Source organism: Peribacillus asahii, assembly GCF_004006295.1.
Lineage (GTDB): Bacteria > Bacillota > Bacilli > Bacillales > DSM-1321 > Peribacillus > Peribacillus asahii_A.
Genome location: NZ_CP026095.1, coordinates 1,504,578 through 1,523,678, shown reverse-complemented (window position 1 = coordinate 1,523,678; position 19,101 = coordinate 1,504,578). Strand labels below are relative to the sequence as shown.

The 19,101-nt window shown below is 40.2% G+C and carries 16 protein-coding genes; 1 reads left to right on the top strand and 15 read right to left on the bottom strand.

Annotation, left to right across the window (positions count from 1 at the left end; translation table 11 throughout):
- Window positions 1–214 precede the first annotated feature (214 nt).
- From rpoZ to BAOM_RS07465, 5 genes are all read right to left on the bottom strand, one after another.
- A complete protein-coding gene (gene rpoZ / locus BAOM_RS07485; protein WP_127759738.1) occupies window positions 215–421 on the bottom strand; it encodes a DNA-directed RNA polymerase subunit omega in 207 nt (68 codons plus the stop codon).
- 3 nt (window positions 422–424) lie between these two features.
- A complete protein-coding gene (gene gmk, locus BAOM_RS07480) occupies window positions 425–1,039 on the bottom strand; it encodes a guanylate kinase (RefSeq protein ID WP_127759737.1) in 615 nt (204 codons plus the stop codon).
- Window positions 1,040–1,049: 10 nt separating this feature from the next.
- Window positions 1,050–1,313, bottom strand: coding sequence for an extracellular matrix/biofilm regulator RemA (remA, locus tag BAOM_RS07475; protein WP_034313813.1), 264 nt, complete (start codon window positions 1,311–1,313; stop codon window positions 1,050–1,052).
- Between the two features lie 53 nt (window positions 1,314–1,366).
- Window positions 1,367–2,242 (bottom strand): YicC/YloC family endoribonuclease, encoded by an 876-nt coding sequence (locus tag BAOM_RS07470; RefSeq protein WP_127759736.1) that lies wholly within the window; start codon window positions 2,240–2,242, stop codon window positions 1,367–1,369.
- A gap of 104 nt (window positions 2,243–2,346) precedes the next feature.
- The gene (locus tag BAOM_RS07465; RefSeq protein WP_127759735.1) at window positions 2,347–5,025 is read right to left on the bottom strand and encodes a cation-translocating P-type ATPase; all 2,679 of its coding nucleotides are present in this window, start codon (window positions 5,023–5,025) and stop codon (window positions 2,347–2,349) included.
- A 250-nt stretch (window positions 5,026–5,275) separates the two neighbouring features.
- On the opposite strand from BAOM_RS07465, the gene BAOM_RS07460 reads away from it, so the two are divergent.
- Window positions 5,276–6,991, top strand: coding sequence for an Rqc2 family fibronectin-binding protein (locus tag BAOM_RS07460; RefSeq protein ID WP_127759734.1), 1,716 nt, complete (start codon window positions 5,276–5,278; stop codon window positions 6,989–6,991).
- Between the two features lie 130 nt (window positions 6,992–7,121).
- Here BAOM_RS07460 and BAOM_RS07455 read toward each other — a convergent pair whose 3' ends face one another.
- From BAOM_RS07455 to BAOM_RS07410, 10 genes are all read right to left on the bottom strand, one after another.
- Entirely contained in the window at window positions 7,122–7,892 is a 771-nt protein-coding gene (locus BAOM_RS07455) for an ABC transporter ATP-binding protein (protein ID WP_127759733.1), read from the bottom strand.
- Window positions 7,893–8,016: 124 nt separating this feature from the next.
- A complete protein-coding gene (locus tag BAOM_RS07450; RefSeq protein WP_127759732.1) occupies window positions 8,017–9,315 on the bottom strand; it encodes a Ppx/GppA family phosphatase in 1,299 nt (432 codons plus the stop codon).
- A gap of 227 nt (window positions 9,316–9,542) precedes the next feature.
- Window positions 9,543–10,178, bottom strand: coding sequence for an orotate phosphoribosyltransferase (pyrE, locus tag BAOM_RS07445; RefSeq protein ID WP_127759731.1), 636 nt, complete (start codon window positions 10,176–10,178; stop codon window positions 9,543–9,545).
- Window positions 10,172–10,888, bottom strand: coding sequence for an orotidine-5'-phosphate decarboxylase (gene pyrF, locus BAOM_RS07440; protein ID WP_127759730.1), 717 nt, complete (start codon window positions 10,886–10,888; stop codon window positions 10,172–10,174). The genes pyrE and pyrF overlap by 7 nt, the downstream gene beginning before the upstream one ends.
- A 1-nt stretch (window position 10,889) precedes the next feature.
- Complete coding sequence (locus BAOM_RS07435) at window positions 10,890–11,792, bottom strand: dihydroorotate dehydrogenase (protein WP_373995338.1); 903 nt, start codon at window positions 11,790–11,792, stop codon at window positions 10,890–10,892.
- A 5-nt stretch (window positions 11,793–11,797) separates the two neighbouring features.
- On the bottom strand, window positions 11,798–12,568 hold the full coding sequence (locus BAOM_RS07430; protein WP_127759728.1) for a dihydroorotate dehydrogenase electron transfer subunit: 771 nt from the start codon (window positions 12,566–12,568) through the stop codon (window positions 11,798–11,800).
- The gene (gene carB / locus BAOM_RS07425) at window positions 12,565–15,774 is read right to left on the bottom strand and encodes a carbamoyl-phosphate synthase large subunit (protein WP_127759727.1); all 3,210 of its coding nucleotides are present in this window, start codon (window positions 15,772–15,774) and stop codon (window positions 12,565–12,567) included. Before carB ends, BAOM_RS07430 begins: the two co-directional genes overlap by 4 nt.
- A 1-nt stretch (window position 15,775) precedes the next feature.
- The gene (locus BAOM_RS07420; RefSeq protein WP_127762484.1) at window positions 15,776–16,858 is read right to left on the bottom strand and encodes a carbamoyl phosphate synthase small subunit; all 1,083 of its coding nucleotides are present in this window, start codon (window positions 16,856–16,858) and stop codon (window positions 15,776–15,778) included.
- The gene (locus BAOM_RS07415) at window positions 16,858–18,138 is read right to left on the bottom strand and encodes a dihydroorotase (RefSeq protein WP_127759726.1); all 1,281 of its coding nucleotides are present in this window, start codon (window positions 18,136–18,138) and stop codon (window positions 16,858–16,860) included. The genes BAOM_RS07420 and BAOM_RS07415 overlap by 1 nt, the downstream gene beginning before the upstream one ends.
- A complete protein-coding gene (locus BAOM_RS07410) occupies window positions 18,101–19,033 on the bottom strand; it encodes an aspartate carbamoyltransferase catalytic subunit (protein WP_127759725.1) in 933 nt (310 codons plus the stop codon). Before BAOM_RS07410 ends, BAOM_RS07415 begins: the two co-directional genes overlap by 38 nt.
- Between the last annotated feature and the right edge of the window lie 68 nt (window positions 19,034–19,101).

Sequence of the window (19,101 nt, the reverse complement as noted above, 5' to 3'; positions counted from 1 at the left end):
ATCCAAATGGATACAAAACGAATATGACTTTACCTTTTGAAACGACTATCATTCAAACATCTATTCCAATAGAATAAGATCATGCGGACATCCCCTTCTCCTGCACAAAAAGAAAAGGTCTGACAACGTTTGCAGAGCGAGATACGGCAGATAAACTACCGAGCCTCATTGCTTTACGGAGTCAGACCCGAAAAGGTCAAGCAAATGCAATTACTTACTTTTCTTCATATTGATTCGTATAAGTTAATTTCCCAGAATAAATTTCCTCTAGCGCACGACCAACAGATTTATGAGAAACAGGCTTTTCAATTTGGCAATCTTCCTTAATTTGCATTTCACGAGCACGCTTAGCGGCAACAGAAACAAGTGAGTATTTAGAATCAATTTTAAGTAATAAAGAATCAATTGGTGGATATAACATAATTTATTCAGCCTCCAGCATTTTTTTATAACGAGCTTCTACTCTTTCACGTCGACAATGTTCAGCAACAATAATGCAGTTTACTTTTTCACATGCTTTTTCTACAGAATCATTTTCAACGACATAATCATATAAGCTCATAAGTTCAATTTCCTCTTTTGCCACTTTCATTCGGCGTTGAATCACCTCTTCCGTGTCCGTTCCACGATTCACGATGCGGTTCTCAAGTTCTGAAAGACTTGGCGGCGCCAGAAAAATAAACAAGCCATCTGGGAATTTTTCCCGAACTTGCTTTGCTCCTTCTACTTCAATTTCTAGGAAAATATCCTTTCCTGCCTCAATTGTCTCTCGTACATAATCAACAGGTGTACCATAGTAGTTGCCTACAAACTCAGCATGCTCGAGCAATTTCCCTTGCTCAATGAGCGCTTCAAACTCTTCCCGCGTTTTAAAGAAATAATCAACCCCGTCAACTTCTCCTTCACGTGGAAGACGAGTCGTCATCGAAATAGAATACTCAAACGATTTATCAGGCTCTGAGAAAATAGCCTTTCGAACCGTTCCCTTTCCAACACCAGATGGCCCAGATAATACAATCAATAACCCTTTTTCTTTCATAATATATCCTTTACCCCTCTTCTACGCTGTCATCACGATCTTGAAGACGTGCAGCAACTGTTTCCGGCTGAACAGCTGATAAGATAACGTGATCACTATCTGTTATAATTACAGCTCTTGTTCTTCTTCCGTATGTAGCATCTATTAATGAACCGCGATCGCGGGCATCCTGAATAATTCTTTTAATTGGAGCCGATTCCGGACTCACGATTGAGACAATACGATTTGCAGAAACAATATTTCCAAAACCGATATTTATGAGCTTGATCGACATTATTGTCCTCCATCCCTTTCTATTGTCACCTTGAAGCTTTAATCATAAACAACCTATTCAATATTTTGAACTTGTTCTTTCATCTTTTCTAATAAGCTTTTCATTTCGACAACTTCTTTTGTAATAAGAGAGTCGTTTCCCTTTGAACCAATCGTGTTGACTTCTCGGTTCATCTCTTGTACAAGAAAATCAAGCTTACGACCAATCGGATCTTTTTGCTTTAATGTTTCTGCGAATTGCAATAAGTGGCTTTCTAATCTAGTTAACTCTTCGTTAATGTCACACTTATCCGCAAAAATGGCTGCTTCTGTAACAAGTCGACTTTCTTCAATCAACCCATCCGTTAACTCGTTTAACTTCATCGCTAGCCTGTCTTTATAAGTACGAACAACCGAAGGAGCATATTGTTTCACATGTTGTGCAATAGCTGCTACTTTTTCCTTATGTGTTTCTAAGTCATAAGCTAGCTCTTGGCCTTCTTGAATGCGCATACGTTTTACATCTTCTAACGCGCTCGTTAATGCTTGCAGTAGGAGCCATTCCACTTCATCATTTTCTGCGGGCACTTCTTCTACTGAAAAAACCGTTTCAAGTCTCAGTAAATCTTGTAACGTGACTTGTGATTTTAACTCATACTTTTCTTGTACTGTATCTATGAGTGAAACAAATTGATCCGCAATATCCCAATCGAACTTCAGCTCCTTAGCAACAAGACCTTCCCCTTCGACTGTAATAAAAATTTCTCCTCGTCCACGTCGAATATATTCATTTGCTTTCTTCTTTACTTTATCTTCTAAGAATAAAAGCTGTCGCGGCATTCGAATATTGTATTCACAAAAGCGATGATTCACCGTTTTAATTTCAACAGTTACCCTTACATGATCATTCTCTGCCTTACCTCGTCCATAGCCTGTCATACTAATAACCATGGTTTCACTTCCTATCAAACATAATGTACGGTCATTATATGTATTGGGAAAAAAATAAAAAGGTAATAGAGAACACTCTACTACCTTATGGATTATATCATATATTATTTTGATTTTCTTGCTAAAAAGCTGCCAGCCAGTAAAAAAGTTGGAATCGACGACATTCCGATAATTAACAGCCAATCACGAGCAGGAATCGCAACTGTATGGAAAATCATTTGCAATGGCTGATAATAAATGACCGCAATCATCAACAGTAAAGAAGACAATACGGCACCAACTAAATATTTATTTCCAAAAGGATTTCGTGAAAAGATGGAACGTTCGCTTCGGCAATCAAATACGTGAATCAGCTGCGTTAACACTAATGTAGCAAAAGCGACCGTTTGAGCGTATTCCAGATTGTCCGGATTCGCACGATAGACAATATAAAAAGCAATCAAGGTGGAAAGACCAATCAAAAAACCGCGAGAAATGATCTTCCACCCAAGTCCCCTTGCAAATACGCCTTCGTTTGGACTACGCGGCTTTTGCTTCATCACATCATCTTCTGGCGCATCTAGACCTAAAGCCATCGCGGGTAAACCATCTGTCACTAAATTGACGAATAAGATTTGAATAGGCACCATCGGCAACGGTAAGGCACAGAGCATAGCAAAAAACATCACCAAAATTTCTCCTACATTCGAAGCTAATAAATAACGAATAAACTTCCGAATGTTTTCATAAATATTCCGTCCCTCTTTAATCGCTGATTTAATCGTCGCAAAATTATCATCCACTAATATGAGAGAGGAGGCTTCTTTGGCCACATCCGTTCCTGTAATCCCCATCGCTACCCCAATATCCGCTGTTTTAATAGCTGGGGCATCATTCACTCCATCGCCGGTCATCGCTACGATATGCCCTTTATTTTGCAGAGCCTTTACAATTTGTAGTTTGTGCTCTGGTGACACACGAGCGAACACCGCAACATCTTCCACTATTTCTTCTAGCTCTTCAAACGACAAATCATTTAACTGCTTCCCTTCAACAACCTTCTCCTTGCCCTTTAAAATACCGAGCTGCGCAGCAATCGCTTTAGCGGTCGTCACATGGTCTCCCGTAATCATCACTGTTTTAATGCCTGCTTCTCGACATTCTTTAATAGCTTGCTTCACTTCAGGACGAGGAGGATCAATCATTCCTTGCAGCCCCATAAACGTTAAGTTCTTTTCAGCTTCCTCTTCATGTAACACGACATGTCCAGCCGCTAATGGCTTATAGCCTACCGCAATCATCCGAAGAGCAAGTGAAGCTAGTCCTTCCATTTCTCGATGAACACTTGCTTGATATTCTTTATTCAAAGGAGCCGTTTTCCCATCCCACAAAATCGATTCACAGCGAGCGAACAGGACATCTGGAGCTCCTTTCGTCACGACAAAATGCTTTCCTGCTTCATCTTTTATGATGACACTCATCATTTTTCGTGTCGAATCAAACGGAAATTCCTTCACAATTGTAAATTTCTCAAACAATTGCTCCCTCGTTAACCCTGCTTTTAATGCGGCAACAAACATTGCTCCTTCCGTTGGATCGCCGTCTAACGTAAACCGATCTCCTTTTCTCACTAAATCAGCTTTATTGCACAGCATACCGAATGTTAACAATTGAAGCAATGACTTTTCCCCTTGTAAAGAAACAGCTCGTTCACCGTCTAGAAATTCTCCTTCAGGAGCGTAGCCGGTCCCTGTAACATCCCATGTCTTTCCGCCGCTCCATAGCTTTGTCACTGTCATTTTGTTTTGTGTCATCGTTCCTGTTTTATCCGAACAAATAACCGATGCACAACCGAGCGTTTCAACAGCAGGAAGCTTACGAACAATCGCCCGCTGCTTAATCATACGTTGCACACCTAGCGACAAGGCGACCGTCACAATAGCCGGCAAGCCTTCAGGAATAGCTGCAACCGCAAGCGACACCCCTGCTAAAAACATCGTATACACGTCATGTCCTTGTAATACACCTGTCAGTACTACAATAACGGTTAACACGAGCGCCGTCGCAATTAAAATTTTACCAAGCTGCTCCAATCTACGTTGAAGCGGTGTAATCATCGTTTCAGCCGTTTGAAGCAAGTGGGCAATTTTCCCCATCGCTGTATCCATTCCAGTGGCGATGACAATCCCTTTACCGCTTCCTCTCGTTACCATCGTCCCCATAAACGCTTTATTCTCTTCATCACCAATACCATCCGCATCAAATAAAAGCTGCTCAGATGTTTTAACAGCCGGTTGTGATTCACCTGTTAAAGCAGATTCTTCAATTTCTAAACTGAATGATTCAACAATTCGCAAGTCTGCTCCGATTCGGTCACCGCTTGCAAATTTTAAAACATCCCCAACAACGACTTCCTTAGAGGGTACTTTTATCCATTTATTATCACGTAACACATAGACTTGCGGAGCAGACATCTCCTTTAAAGCATCTAAAGACTTCTCTGCTTTTCGTTCTTGAAAAAATCCAAGAATTCCGTTTAAAAACACAATTGCAATGATAGCAATCGCATCTACATATTCACCTAGTATCCCCGAGATAAGCGTTGCGACCAATAATACGAGCACCATGAAATCTTTAAACTGGGCAAAAAATAACAGTAACGCGGACTGTTTTTCGGCTTCTTGAAGTTCATTAAACCCATGTTTACGCTGCCTTTTCGTCACCTCATCTTCGCTCAATCCAAGCTTAATGCTTGTTTGAAGAGCATTCTCTATTTCTTGCGTCTTCATTTCCCGGAACTTCATCGAGCATCACACATCCTCTGCATAATAGTAGAAAAGTGGCGGCGGGATTATTTACAGAAACAGATAATGTGCACGATCTAAGCAGTACTCCCCCTCCTCTAACCTTGACAAGCTCCAACCATCTCTCCTCCCATACATATTCAGACTCGTCCAAAAAAATGCTATAATGATTATGAAAAGCAGTACAAGTCTCGATTGCTTACCATATAGTAGTTACTTCACTCAATATTTGAAAAAGGATGTAGAATATATGTCATTTGACGGATTATTTACAAAGGCGATGACAGAAGAAATCGCTTCTTTACTAAAAGGCGGCCGTATTAATAAAGTGCATCAGCCTTATAAAAACGAATTAATTTTAGTTGTTCGGGCAGGCAAGCAAAATTTTAAATTATTACTCTCTGCTCATCCAAGCTATGCAAGAGTTCAAATAACAGAAGAAGATTATGAGAATCCTAAAGAACCGCCCATGTTTTGCATGCTGCTCAGAAAGCATCTTGAAGGATTTACGATTGAGGATATTCGTCAACATGAATTAGACCGAATCATTATTTTGGATGTAAAAGGACGTAACGAACTCGGCGATTTATCTCAAAAACAATTAATGATTGAGATTATGGGTCGTCACAGCAACATTATTTTAGTCGATCAAGAACGAAATATGATTCTCGATAGTATTAAACATGTATCCTATGCAATAAATAGTCACCGTGCCATTTTGCCAGGTCAAGAGTATAAGCTCCCTCCTGCACAGCACAAACAAAACCCATTTACTGCTTCTACAGAAGATATCGTAAAACAACTAGATTTCAATGCAGGCAAATTAGATCGTCAGCTTGTGCAACAATTCGCTGGGGTCTCCCCTTTATTCGCTAAAGAAGCTGTTCATCTCGCTGGACTTGCTAATTCGGATACATTGCCAGGAGCTTTTCTTGCATTAATCCATACACTTTCTAAGCAAGAGTACATACCTACTATGATATCGGATGGAAAAAAAGACGTGTTTTATATGCTCCCTTTACATCATCTTTCCGGTGAGGCTAAATCTTTCTCATCGCTCAGCCAAATGCTGGATCGTTTTTATTTTGGTAAGGCTGAGCGTGATCGTGTTAAGCAGCAAGGGCATGACCTTGAACGATTTATCACAAACGAAGTGGAAAAAAACCGAAAAAAAATTGGAAAGCTTGAACGAACGTTACAAGAAACTGAACGCAGTGAGCAATATCAATTATATGGCGAATTATTGACCGTGAACTTATATCAAATGACAAAGGGACTAACGGAAATTGAAGTCGTCAATTATTATGATGAAAATGAAAGTACCGTCGTTATTCCACTTAATCCACAAAAAACACCGACAGAAAACGCCCAGCATTATTTTGCTAAATATCAAAAAGCGAAAAATGCAGTCGCTATTGTTCAAGAACAAATTGAAAAAACAAAAGAGGAATTACACTACTTTGAAACGTTGCAGCAGCAGCTACAATCCGCGTCACCAAAGGATGTAGAAGAAATTCGTGAAGAGTTGCAAGAAGAAGGCTACTTACGTCAAAAACAAAAAAAAGGCATGAAAAAACCTGCCAATGCCAAACCGCAGCTTGAAACATATCACTCTACAAACGGGGATATTATTTTCGTTGGAAAAAACAATAAACAAAACGATTACTTAACGAATAAATTTGCCCGTCGTGATGAAATATGGCTTCATACGAAAGACATTCCTGGCTCACATGTTGTCATTCGCAACGAAGTACCGAGTGAACAAACAATTACAGAAGCCGCTATTTTAGCCGCTTATTATAGTAAAGCCCGACAATCAAGCTCTGTACCCGTTGATTATACGAAGGTGCGTCATGTAAAAAAACCAAGCGGCGCAAAACCTGGCTTCGTCATTTATGAACAGCAGCAAACCCTGTTTGTTACACCAGACGAAGAAATTGTCATTCAATTAAAAAATAATGAATAGTACGTAAGAGGCTGTCAACACAGCCTCTTTTCTTTGAAATGGAATAATCCTGTCCAATTCACTATATTTAATTATTTGGCTATGTTAATGAATATCGTTAATTTATACGAACGTTGTTTAACCGAACCAATCATTTAAGCGCAATCCACGTTCGATCTTGCTCGTGTTGAACAGCAATCGGCTGCTTAAAAAAATCAGAAAGCATAGATTCTGTTAACTGTTCATTCGTTTGTCCAGAAGCAAATACTTCCCCCTCACGCATCAAAAGAGTATGTGTAAAGCATGGTAAAATTTCTTCAACATGATGCGTTACGTAAATAAGTGTTAGACCATTTGGCTCAGCCGCAACCTTTTCGATAAACTGAAGCAACTGTTCTCTTGCTAGTAAATCTAGTCCTGTGCATGGCTCATCTAAAATAAGAAGCTTAGGCGATGGCATAAGCGCTCGTGCAATAAGCACTCGTTGGCGCTCTCCTTGTGATAAAACGCCATAAGCTTGATTCTGTAAATGTTCACACTGTAATAGCTTCATTAATTCTTTTGCACGCTCAATATCACGTTCATCTACTTCATCATATAAGCCAATCGAAGCAAATTTTCCGCTTAAGATAATCCGAAACACTGTATCATGCTCTCGAAAGCGCTGTTGCAGTGATGAACTCACCCAGCCGATTTCTTTACGCAGCTCAGGTAAATTCGTTTGACCAAATGTATGTCCTAATACGTGAACTTTCCCCTCTGTCGGCCAAATATAGCCATTGATTATATTTAAAAGCGTTGTTTTCCCAGAACCATTTAGCCCTAATAGACACCAATGCTCTCCTTGTTGTACAGACCACGATACATCATGTAAAATATGCTTATTATTACGTCGAAATGAAACATTTTCTACAGTAATCAAGATGTGTCCTCTCCTTTATCTATAACGAATTTCTCTAATTAATGTACATAAATATTTTAACAGCAATAGACTGTTTACAACGTTCTTTCTCATTCAAACGTTGTAAAACAGCCTATACATTCTTTTATTCTCTAAACAAATTCAATGACTTCATGTGCAAAACAAATGCATGGTCCCTATCAGTCAAAATCCTTTTATACTTATCGTCCACGTTATACTCAGCAATTAACAGCGCCACCATCATTTGCTGATGAGTCACTCCGAATATGCCGCGTGAGAATAAGTATTTCAAAAATTTCTTAGTCTGCTTTCCATCAGAGTACTGTTTTTTCAAATTAAAGAGCGTGGCAAGCTTTATCACATCGACCTCTTCAGTAGTTAACATCGACCGACACGCAGCAAACACCTCGGTCAAACGTTGCTGATAGCACTCGGAAAGAGTATGCTCATTCAAAAGCTGTTCAATATCACGCTCTAAAATATTCTCACATACTTTTCCATGTAATAGATAATCCCACACAACGCCTTCTCTTAACCCATGCTTACTTAAAATAAGTTGTTTATTCTGTACATAATCCATAATCGTTACAACGAATAATAAAGCACTCGGAAAGATGGCTGCTCGCTTCTTAGGGAGCTCCTCTACCTCTAAACGTTCCTGTTCTGTTAACGTTCGCAGCTCTCCAAAAATAGCTTGAACGCGTTCAAAGGTTAACGAATAATTATGCTGAATCGGCAACGGATAATGTTTTTTCGCACGATCATACTTTCCAATGGTTCGCATCGTTCCGCCAACACCAATGACCGCATCAATTTCTATGTCCTTTAGCCATTCAACACAGTCCAGCATCGCTTTAAAAGATTGAGTCATTTCCATACCAAGCTGATCGTCAATTGTATTCGTAGATTGGAATCGGTCACAAATATTTAATGAACCAACCGGTAAGCTAATCGATTGTTTCATTTCTCGATCACTAACATACACAAGTTCTGTACTGCTCCCGCCAATATCAACCATTAAATAATTATCAAGTGCGAAACCATTAACAATGCTATAATACCCTAGATACGCTTCTTGTTGACCGGAAATCAACTCCACTTCAATTCCGATTTGTTCTTTTATTAATTGAATAATTTCCTGTCCATTAGCCGCACGACGTAAAGCCTCTGTTGCTACACAAAATACTTTGTCCACTTTGTTGCGAATCGCTACATGCTGAAATCTAGTTAAAACCGTCATAATTTCCTGAATCTTTTCTAGCTTTATGTAATCCCCTTGTTGTAAATTAGCCCCCAAACGAACATAGGCCTTATAATCGTTATCATTGACGATCTTAACGGGATTAAAATAGCTCCCACTGACTTCACAAATAATCATATGAAAGGAGTTCGAGCCTATATCAATGACCGCTATCCGTTCCATACCAATCCTCCTTAACCATTATTACAAATTAAGACAAATTCGCTTACGTTATTATACACTACTTCTCTTTCTCTTACGTTAGGCTAGCATTTCATTTTATTAAAAATTTCGTTAAGATTCTTAAAATGATGGCTATGTTAACGTGTTGATGTATACGATTTTTAACAGAACCAAAATAATAAAAAAACGCCCTACCGTTTTCAATACGGTAGGACATTCTTTTTCTTTTAAGCATCAATCCAAGAAGGATCTTCTGGATTTTCACGCCATTTCGTTAGCTTTTGCAGTTCGCCTTCATTAATATAGCCTTTTTCTTTCGCTACTTGTACAAGTGTCGAATAATCGCTGATCGAATGAGAAACTAACCCTTCAGCTGCTAGTTTTTCTTTTCCTTTTTCGAGCTCATATGTAAAGATCGAAACAATACCAAGTACATCACAGCCAGCTTCCCTTAGTGCTTGTGCAGCTGTAATCGCACTGCCGCCTGTCGAAATAAGATCTTCTACAACAACAACTTTTTGACCTGGCTTTGCGCTGCCTTCAATTTGATTCCCTTTGCCGTGCTCTTTTGCTTTCGAGCGAACATAGCACATTGGGAGATTCATTAAATCACTCACCCATGCTGCATGGGCAATTCCTGCTGTTGCTGTTCCGGCAACTAATTCCGTACCAGGAAAATGCTCTTCAATTAATTGCTGCAAGCCGCGAGCGATATCTTGACGAATAGTTGGATAAGAAAGCGTTAAGCGATTGTCGCAATAAATCGGTGCCTTCATTCCTGAAGACCATGTGAAAGGATCATTCGGCTGTAAGTACACCGCTTTAATTTCTAATAGATGTTGTGCAATAGTTTGTTTTAACATGAAATTCCCTCCCAAGCATTCTTCATCGATAAATAGGATTGTAACGGGTTATCAGCTTTCGTAATCGCTCGACCCACAACAATGAAATCTGAACCGAGCTCTCTTGCTAGTGCTGGTGTCGCAACGCGCGCTTGATCGTGCGTAGCTCCTGTTGCATTACGAATACCAGGCGTTACCGTTAAAAATTGTGAACCAATCGCTTCATGGATTCGTTTCACTTCATGAGTGGAACAAACCACACCATCCAGTCCTGCTGCATTTGTAAGAGACGCATAATGCAGGACAGCATCCTCAAGTGAACCAAGGATATTCTGTTCTTTATTCATTTGCTCTTCTGTTGTACTTGTTAATTGCGTAACCGCAATACATAGCGGTCGTTTTTGACCACCTGTAGTCCCAGCATCTAAACCTTCTAGTGCTGCTTCCATCATTTTTTGACCGCCAGCGGCATGAACATTGACCAAGTCCGCTCCTAAGCTAGCAAGACCTTTCATCGCCATTTTCACTGTATTCGGAATATCATGAAGCTTCAAGTCAAGAAACACATCATGTCCTTGCTCTTTTAAATATGAAACCATCGCTGGACCATTTTGATAAAAAAGCTCCATACCGACTTTCACGAACAATTTTTCGGAACCGAAAGGCTGTAAGAACTTTTTCGTTTCTTCTAGATTAGGAAAGTCAAGCGCAATAATCAGCGAGTTATTCATCTTATTTCCAGCTCCTTCCCGTACATTGTGAAATATGATCAAAGCCAAGCTCATCAAGGAGCGCTGGAAGCTCATCGATAATCGTTGGACAAACAAATGGATCAACAAAGTTTGCTGTACCAACTGCCACTGCACTTGCTCCCGCATAGAAAAACTCAATCACATCTTCAGCATTCGTAATGCCGCCCATACCAATAATCGGTAGAGAGGTTTGCTGACTTACTTCATAGATCATGCGAAGAGCAACTGGTTTAATAGCTGGGCCTGATAAGCCGCCTGTTCTATTCGCAATAATCGGTTTACCTGTTTTTAAGTGCAGACGCATGCCGACTAATGTATTAATCATCGTTAAACCATCAGCACCGCCCGCCTCGACTGCTTTCGCCATTTCAACGATATTCGTTACATTTGGAGATAGCTTCACGTACACCGGAACATTTGAAACGTCTTTCACCGCTTTTGTTACTTTTTTTGCTACTTCTGGATCCGTTCCGAAGGTAATCCCGCCTTCTTTTACGTTCGGGCAGGAAATATTTAATTCAAGTGCATGTACATTAGATGCTTGACTAATTTCACGCGCTACTTCCACATAATCTTCTATCTGTGAACCAGCAATATTCGCAATAATCGGCACATCATGGTTACTTAGCCATGTTAATTCCTCTGAAATGACTTTTTTCAGACCAGGATTTTGTAAACCGATTGCATTCAACATTCCAGCATCTGTTTCCGCAACCCGCGGCGTTGGATTACCGAATCTTGGCTCAGGTGTTGTCGCCTTAATCATGATTGCACCAAGCTTACTTAAATCGTAAAATTGGCTGTATTCACGGCCAAAACCAAAGCAGCCTGATGCTGGCATAATTGGATTTTTTAATGAAAGACCTGGTAATTCAATTGACAGTTTGCTCACAGTATCACCTCTCCAGCACGGAAAACCGGTCCGTCACTACATATTTTTTTATAAGAAGATCCTTCCCCACTGTGACAAACACAAGCAAAGCAAGCACCGACTCCGCAGCCCATTCTTTCTTCTAATGACAGATAGAGAGGCTTGTCCGAATATCCCGTTTCTAACGCTTTTAACATCGGTGTTGGACCGCAAGAGTAAATCGCTTTATAGGAATCAGCTAAATCTTTCATCACATCCGTTACAAACCCTTTTGTACCATGTGATCCATCGACTGTAGCAATATAGGTTTCCCCTAAAGCGGCAAACTCACGCTCATAAAACACGGCTGATTTTGTTTCAAAGCCAAGCACATGAATCACTTGAACACCTTTAGCTACAAGCATTTGCGAAAGCTGGTAGAGAGGAGGAACACCAATTCCTCCGCCTACTAACAGCGCTGTCTCACCGCTTTCTACTGCATCAACTGGGAAGCCATTTCCTAATGGTCCAAGTACATCCACTGTTTCAGCTTCTGTTTTTTTAGAAAGCAGCTTCGTACCCTTCCCTCCTGCACGATAAATCATCGTAAAGGACTGTTCATGTTGATTAAAGGAACAGATGGAGATCGGGCGTCTTAATAACGGATCCAGACCATCGCTCGTTTTTACATGGACAAATTGACCAGGTTGTTTCATTTCTTCGACTAATTGTCCTTGTAAAGTCAACTCAAAGATGGCTGGCGCCAATTCTTTATGTGACAAGACCTTCATCATTTCCTTTACGATCATGAAAAGCTCACCTCACGACTTTTTTCTGATTTCTCCATCGCTTCTGCAGAGAATGTCATCGATTCAATTACTCGTAGTATTGCTTCTGCCGTATCAAGTGACGTTAAGCAAGGTACACCATTTTCAACAGATTCACGGCGAATTTTAAAGCCATCTCGTTCTGGTTGTTTTCCTTTTGTTAACGTGTTGATCACAAATTGAGCTTCCCCATTACGAATTACATCGAGTAAATTTTTACCTTCTTCACCAATTTTACCAACCGTTGTAACCGGAATACCTGCTTCTGTAATAGATGCTGCTGTTCCGCTTGTTGCAATTAATTTGAAGCCAATATTGTGGAAGCGTCGCGCTAATTGCAGAGCTTCTTCTTTATCTTTATTAGAAACGGTTAAAAGTACGGAGCCGTGACCTTGAATTTTTATACCAGAAGCAACAAGGCCTTTGTATAATGCTTTTTCAAGTGTACGATCTTTCCCCATTACTTCACCCGTTGACTTCATTTCTGGTCCGAGCGTAATATCTACTCTTCTTAATTTCGCGAAAGAGAAGACTGGAACTTTTACATATACACCCGCTTTTTCTGCTACCAAGCCATTTTCATAGCCAAAGCTTTCTAATGAGTGTCCTAAAATAACTTTTGTCGCTAAGTTTGCCATTGGGACATTCGTAATCTTACTTAAGAATGGTACCGTACGGCTAGAACGTGGATTTACTTCGATCACGTACACTTCACCTTGGCTAATAACATATTGAATATTTAGTAAACCAATGATGTTTAAGCCTTTGGCTAAACGTATTGTATAATCAACAATCGTTTCTTTTTGCTGAGCTGTTAAGCTTTGTGTTGGGTAGACAGCAATGGAATCCCCAGAGTGAACACCCGCACGTTCAATATGCTCCATAATCCCTGGAATTACGACCGTTTTACCATCGCTAATCGCATCTACTTCAATCTCTTTTCCTGTTAAATAACGGTCAATAAGAACTGGATGTTCTGGATTAATTTTTACTGCATTTTTCATATAATGTAAAAGTTCTTCCTCGTAGTAAACGATTTCCATCGCACGACCACCTAATACGTAAGAAGGACGAACTAATACTGGATAGCCAATTTCTTTTGCAATCACAACGGCCTCTTCTACAGATGTTGCTGTTTTTCCTTTTGGTTGTGGAATATTAAGTTCGTGCAGAGCATGTTCAAACTTATCACGGTTTTCCGCTCGATCGATATCTTCTAATGATGTACCGAGAATTTTCACGCCTCGTTCCACTAATTGATCTGCCAAGTTAATCGCTGTTTGGCCACCGAATTGAACGACAACGCCTTCTGGTTGCTCAAGGTCAATGACATGCATTACGTCTTCAATTGTTAGCGGTTCAAAGTACAGTTTATCTGAAATACTGAAGTCCGTTGATACGGTCTCTGGATTGTTATTAATGATAATCGCTTCATAACCTGCTTCTTTAATTGCCCATACGGAATGAACCGTAGCATAGTCAAACTCGACACCTTGACCAATACGGATCGGACCTGATCCTAGAACAACAACGCTTTTCTTGTCTGTGACAATCGATTCATTTTCATCTTCATATGTGCCATAGAAGTAAGGCGTTTCTGATTCGAATTCCGCTGCACATGTATCAACCATTTTATAGACAGGAACAATGCCTAATTGTTTTCTTGTTTCATATACATGTAACTCTGTCACATCTGCTAATTGAGCAATCGTTTTATCAGAAAAACCAAACTCTTTTGCTTTTCTTAATACGTCTGGATTAAATGGATCTTCTTTCACTTGTTGTTCGAAGTTGATAATTTTGTTCAGCTTATGAAGGAAGAATAAATCAATTTGACTCCACTCATGAATCGTTTCAATCGTTACTCCACGGCGAAGTGCTTCACCGATATAGAATAGACGCTCATCACCTGCAATACGAATTCGCTTTTCGATTAAGCCGTCTTCTAGCTCTTCTACGTTTAATCCTAAGTGATATAGACCTGCTTCAAGTGAACGAACCGCTTTTAAAATCGATTCTTCAAATGTACGGCCAATCGCCATAACTTCTCCCGTTGCCTTCATTTGCGTACCAAGCGTACGGTTTGCACTTTCAAACTTATCAAATGGCCAGCGTGGAATTTTTGTCACGACATAGTCAAGCGCCGGTTCAAAACTTGCATACGTTTTACCGGTAACTGGATTCATCATTTCATCAAGTGTTAAGCCGACTGCGATTTTGGCTGCCAATTTTGCAATTGGATACCCTGTTGCTTTTGAAGCAAGTGCAGATGAGCGACTTACTCGCGGGTTTACTTCGATGACATAATATTGATAGCTATTTGGATCAAGCGCTAACTGAACATTACATCCACCTTCAATTTTCAAAGCACGAATAATTTTCAAAGAAGTATTTCGAAGCATTTGATACTCACGGTCACTTAACGTTTGACTCGGTGCAGCGACAATGGAATCCCCTGTATGAACACCAACTGGGTCGAAGTTTTCCATGTTACACACAACAATTGCGTTATCGTTTGCATCACGCATTACTTCATATTCAATTTCTTTAAAACCTGCGATACTTTTTTCAAGTAAGCATTGGTGTACAGGACTGCTTTTCAAACCGCCCTCTACGATTTCAATTAACTGTTCTTCGTTTTCACAAATTCCGCCGCCAGTTCCACCTAGCGTAAAAGCTGGGCGAACAATAACTGGGTATCCAATGCGTTCAACAAACGCGTACGCTTCTTCTAAAGAGTGAATGATGTCACTATCTGGTACAGGTTCACCTAAATCATTCATTAATGTACGGAATAAGTCACGATCCTCTGCTTGCTCAATCGCATCAAGCTTTGTGCCGAGAATTTGCACGTTGCATTCTTCTAAAATTCCTGCGTTTGCTAGTTCAACCGCCATGTTCAGTCCTGTTTGACCGCCAAGTGTTGGAAGAAGAGCATCTGGACGTTCTTTACGAATAATTTTGCTTACAAACTCAAGTGTAATCGGTTCAATATACACAGCATCTGCAATTTCACTGTCTGTCATAATCGTTGCCGGGTTCGAGTTAATAAGAATAACACGGTATCCTTCTTCTTTTAAAGCGATACACGCTTGTGTACCTGCATAATCAAATTCCGCTGCCTGGCCAATGATAATCGGGCCAGATCCAATCACTAAAATGCTTTTAATATCATTACGTTTCGGCATATTAAATCCCCACTTTCTTAGATGCTTCAATCATCTGCATAAATTCATCGAATAAGTAGTTTGCATCTTCTGGTCCTGGTGATGCTTCTGGATGGTACTGTACGGTAAACGCAGGATACTGTTTATGACGAAGCCCTTCAACCGTTCCATCATTTAACGCAACATGTGTAATTTCTAACTCTGTCTTCGCAACAGATTCTGTATCTACTGTGTAACCATGATTTTGAGATGTTAAGCTTACTTTCCCTGTGCGTAAGTCTTTAACTGGGTGATTCGATCCACGATGACCGAATTTTAATTTCTCTGTATCTGCACCATTCGCAAGAGCAAACAATTGATGGCCTAAACAAATTCCGAATAGTGGCACTTCCTTTTGAACTGTTTGAATCATCTCAAGCGTTTGTGTTACCGTTTTTGGATCTCCAGGTCCATTAGAAAGCATAATGCCATCCGGATGGAAGCTTAACACTTCTTCAGCTGTTACATTATAAGGTACAACAACCACATCGCAATTTCTGTTATTTAATTCACGTAAAATTCCGTGCTTCATGCCGTAATCAACAAGCACAACACGCGGTCCGCGACCTGGGCTAAAATAAGCTGATTTTGTTGACACACGTTTTACTTGATCAGCAGGTAGTACCGTTGCTTTTAGTTGCGAAATAATTTCTTCTGCATTTTTTTCAATGCTGCAAATCGCTCCTTTTAACGTACCGTGCTGACGGATAATTCTTGTTAGTTTTCGCGTATCGATTCCGCTGATTCCCGGAATACTTTTATTTTTCAAAAACTCATCTAATGATAATTGGTTACGCCAGTTAGATGGAAATTCAGCTGCTTCTTTCACGACAAAACCTGCAACTGCTGGAGAAACTGATTCAAAGTCATCACGATTGATTCCATAATTTCCGATTAGCGGATATGTTAATGTGACAATTTGTCCACAATAAGAAGGATCCGTTAAAATTTCTTGATATCCTGTCATCCCTGTATTAAATACAACTTCTCCAATTTTATCAATATCACTTCCAAATGCTTCACCAATAAACACTGTACCATCTTCTAAAATAAGTTGTCTTTTCATCACTGTCCACTTCCTTTTTGCCATGCTGTCTTACCTTCAGCTATTGTTAATACCGGCCATCCAAAACATTTCATGCCGTTAAATGGTGTATTTTTTCCTTTTGATGCAAATTCCTCTGCGTTAATTTCTTGCTCTGTTTCTAAATCGAGTAACACAATATCCGCTAGTGCGCCTTCTTTTAATTGCCCGTATGGAAGTGCAAAGTTCTCAGCTGGTTTTACTGTTAAGAAATCTACAAGCTGTTGTAATGTAAGTACGCCTTTTTTCACAAGATGTGTATAAAGGAGCGGGAATGCTGTTTCTAAACCAACGATTCCAAACGGTGCTTTTTGCATACCTTGTGCTTTTTCTTCTGCTGTATGCGGTGCATGATCCGTTGCAATAAAATCGATTGTTCCATCTAATAATCCTTCAATCAGTGCTGCTTGATCGTCAGCGCCTCTTAACGGAGGATTCATTTTATAATTTGTATCTAGCCCTGGAATGTCATCCTCACATAATAATAAGTGATGCGGTGTTACTTCAGCTGTCACACGAATGCCTGCACGTTTCGCATCGCGTACTGTACGTACAGATTCTTTCGTACTAATGTGACAAACATGGTAATGACATCCGGCTGCTTCAGCAAGCAACACGTCGCGAGCGATATGTACAGCTTCGCATACAGACGGAATGCCGTTAATGCCTTGTTGTGCGGAGAACTTTCCTTCATGAACAGAGCCGCCATTAATTAAACTATTATCTTCACAGTGTGCAACAACTGCCATATCAAGCGCGGCTGCCTGCTTCATCGCTTCAAGCATCATGCCTGCTTCTTGTACACCTACACCATCATCTGTGAAAGCAAATGCTCCGCTTAGTTTTAAGCTTGCGAAATCTGTAAGCTTTTCTCCTGCTTGATTAACGGTGATAGCCGTATACGGTAGTACGCGCACATGTCCTGTTTCTTCAATCTTTGTATTTAATGCTTCTAGTGTTTCAACAGAATCCGGAACTGGCTTCGTATTCGGCATAGCGGCTATTGTTGTAAAGCCTCCTCTTGCTGCGGCTAACGTTCCTGTAGCAATTGTTTCTTTATGCTCGCCACCCGGCTCACGTAAATGAACATGCAGATCAACAAATCCTGGAGCAACTAACAAGCCTTTTGCATCAATAACCTCCGAACCTTCCGTTGACAAGTTTTCTCCGATTTTTGTAATGCGTTTACCTTCTATTTCTATATCGACTTGCTTGAATTCATTATTATTGAGTAATACTCCATTTTTGATGACTGTTTTCATGTAAAGTTCCCCCTTCAAATTGTTCAAGTACATTTTTCAATACGGCCATTCTTACAAATACACCATTCTGCATTTGCTTAAAAATTCTTGAGCGGCTGCATTCTACTAATTCACTATCAATTTCTACACCTCGGTTGATTGGTGCTGGATGCATAATAATCGCGTGCGGCTTCATCATTTGCTCGCGCTCTTTTGTCAATCCATATTGCGTTAAGTAATCAGTGATTTCTGCGTTGGAATCATGTCTTTCGTGTTGAATTCTAAGCAACATCACTACATCGCTTGTCGCAATCGCTTGATCAATCGCTTCATACTCCCCAAGACCGCTGTTTTCATCAAACCATTCTGGTGGGCCTGAGAAAACAACCTTCGCTCCGAGACGCGTAAGCGCAATCGCATTAGATCGTGCCACTCGACTATGCGTTATATCACCAATTATCGCAATGTTCAATCCTTTGAATGTATTAAATTCCTGTTTAATGGTTAATAAATCGAGCAAAGATTGAGTTGGATGATGTCCGCAGCCATCCCCTGCATTAACAATTGGAATATTTAACTGCTTCCCAAGTAATTGCTCGAAATAATGATCTTGCTCATGTCGAATCACCAAAGCTTGAACACCGATAGACTCTAATGTTCTCGCTGTATCATAGAGTGTTTCTCCTTTCAGCACGCTTGAAGCACCTGCATCAAACGGAATCACTTCTAAACCTAGTTTGCGTTCAGCCATTTCAAAGCTTGACTTTGTACGTGTGCTCGGTTCAAAGAATAAATTAGCTACCATCGTTTGCTGCTGTGGTCTCCATACTGCGCCGTTGGCAAACTGCTCGGCTTCTGCAAGAATATGCTCCATTTCAGAAATCGTTAACTCGTTCATTGTTAATAATCTTTTCATTGATCCTGCTCCTCCCACAATTTTGTGAGGCAGGGGGTTTTATACAAAAAACACCCCGCCAGTTAAGG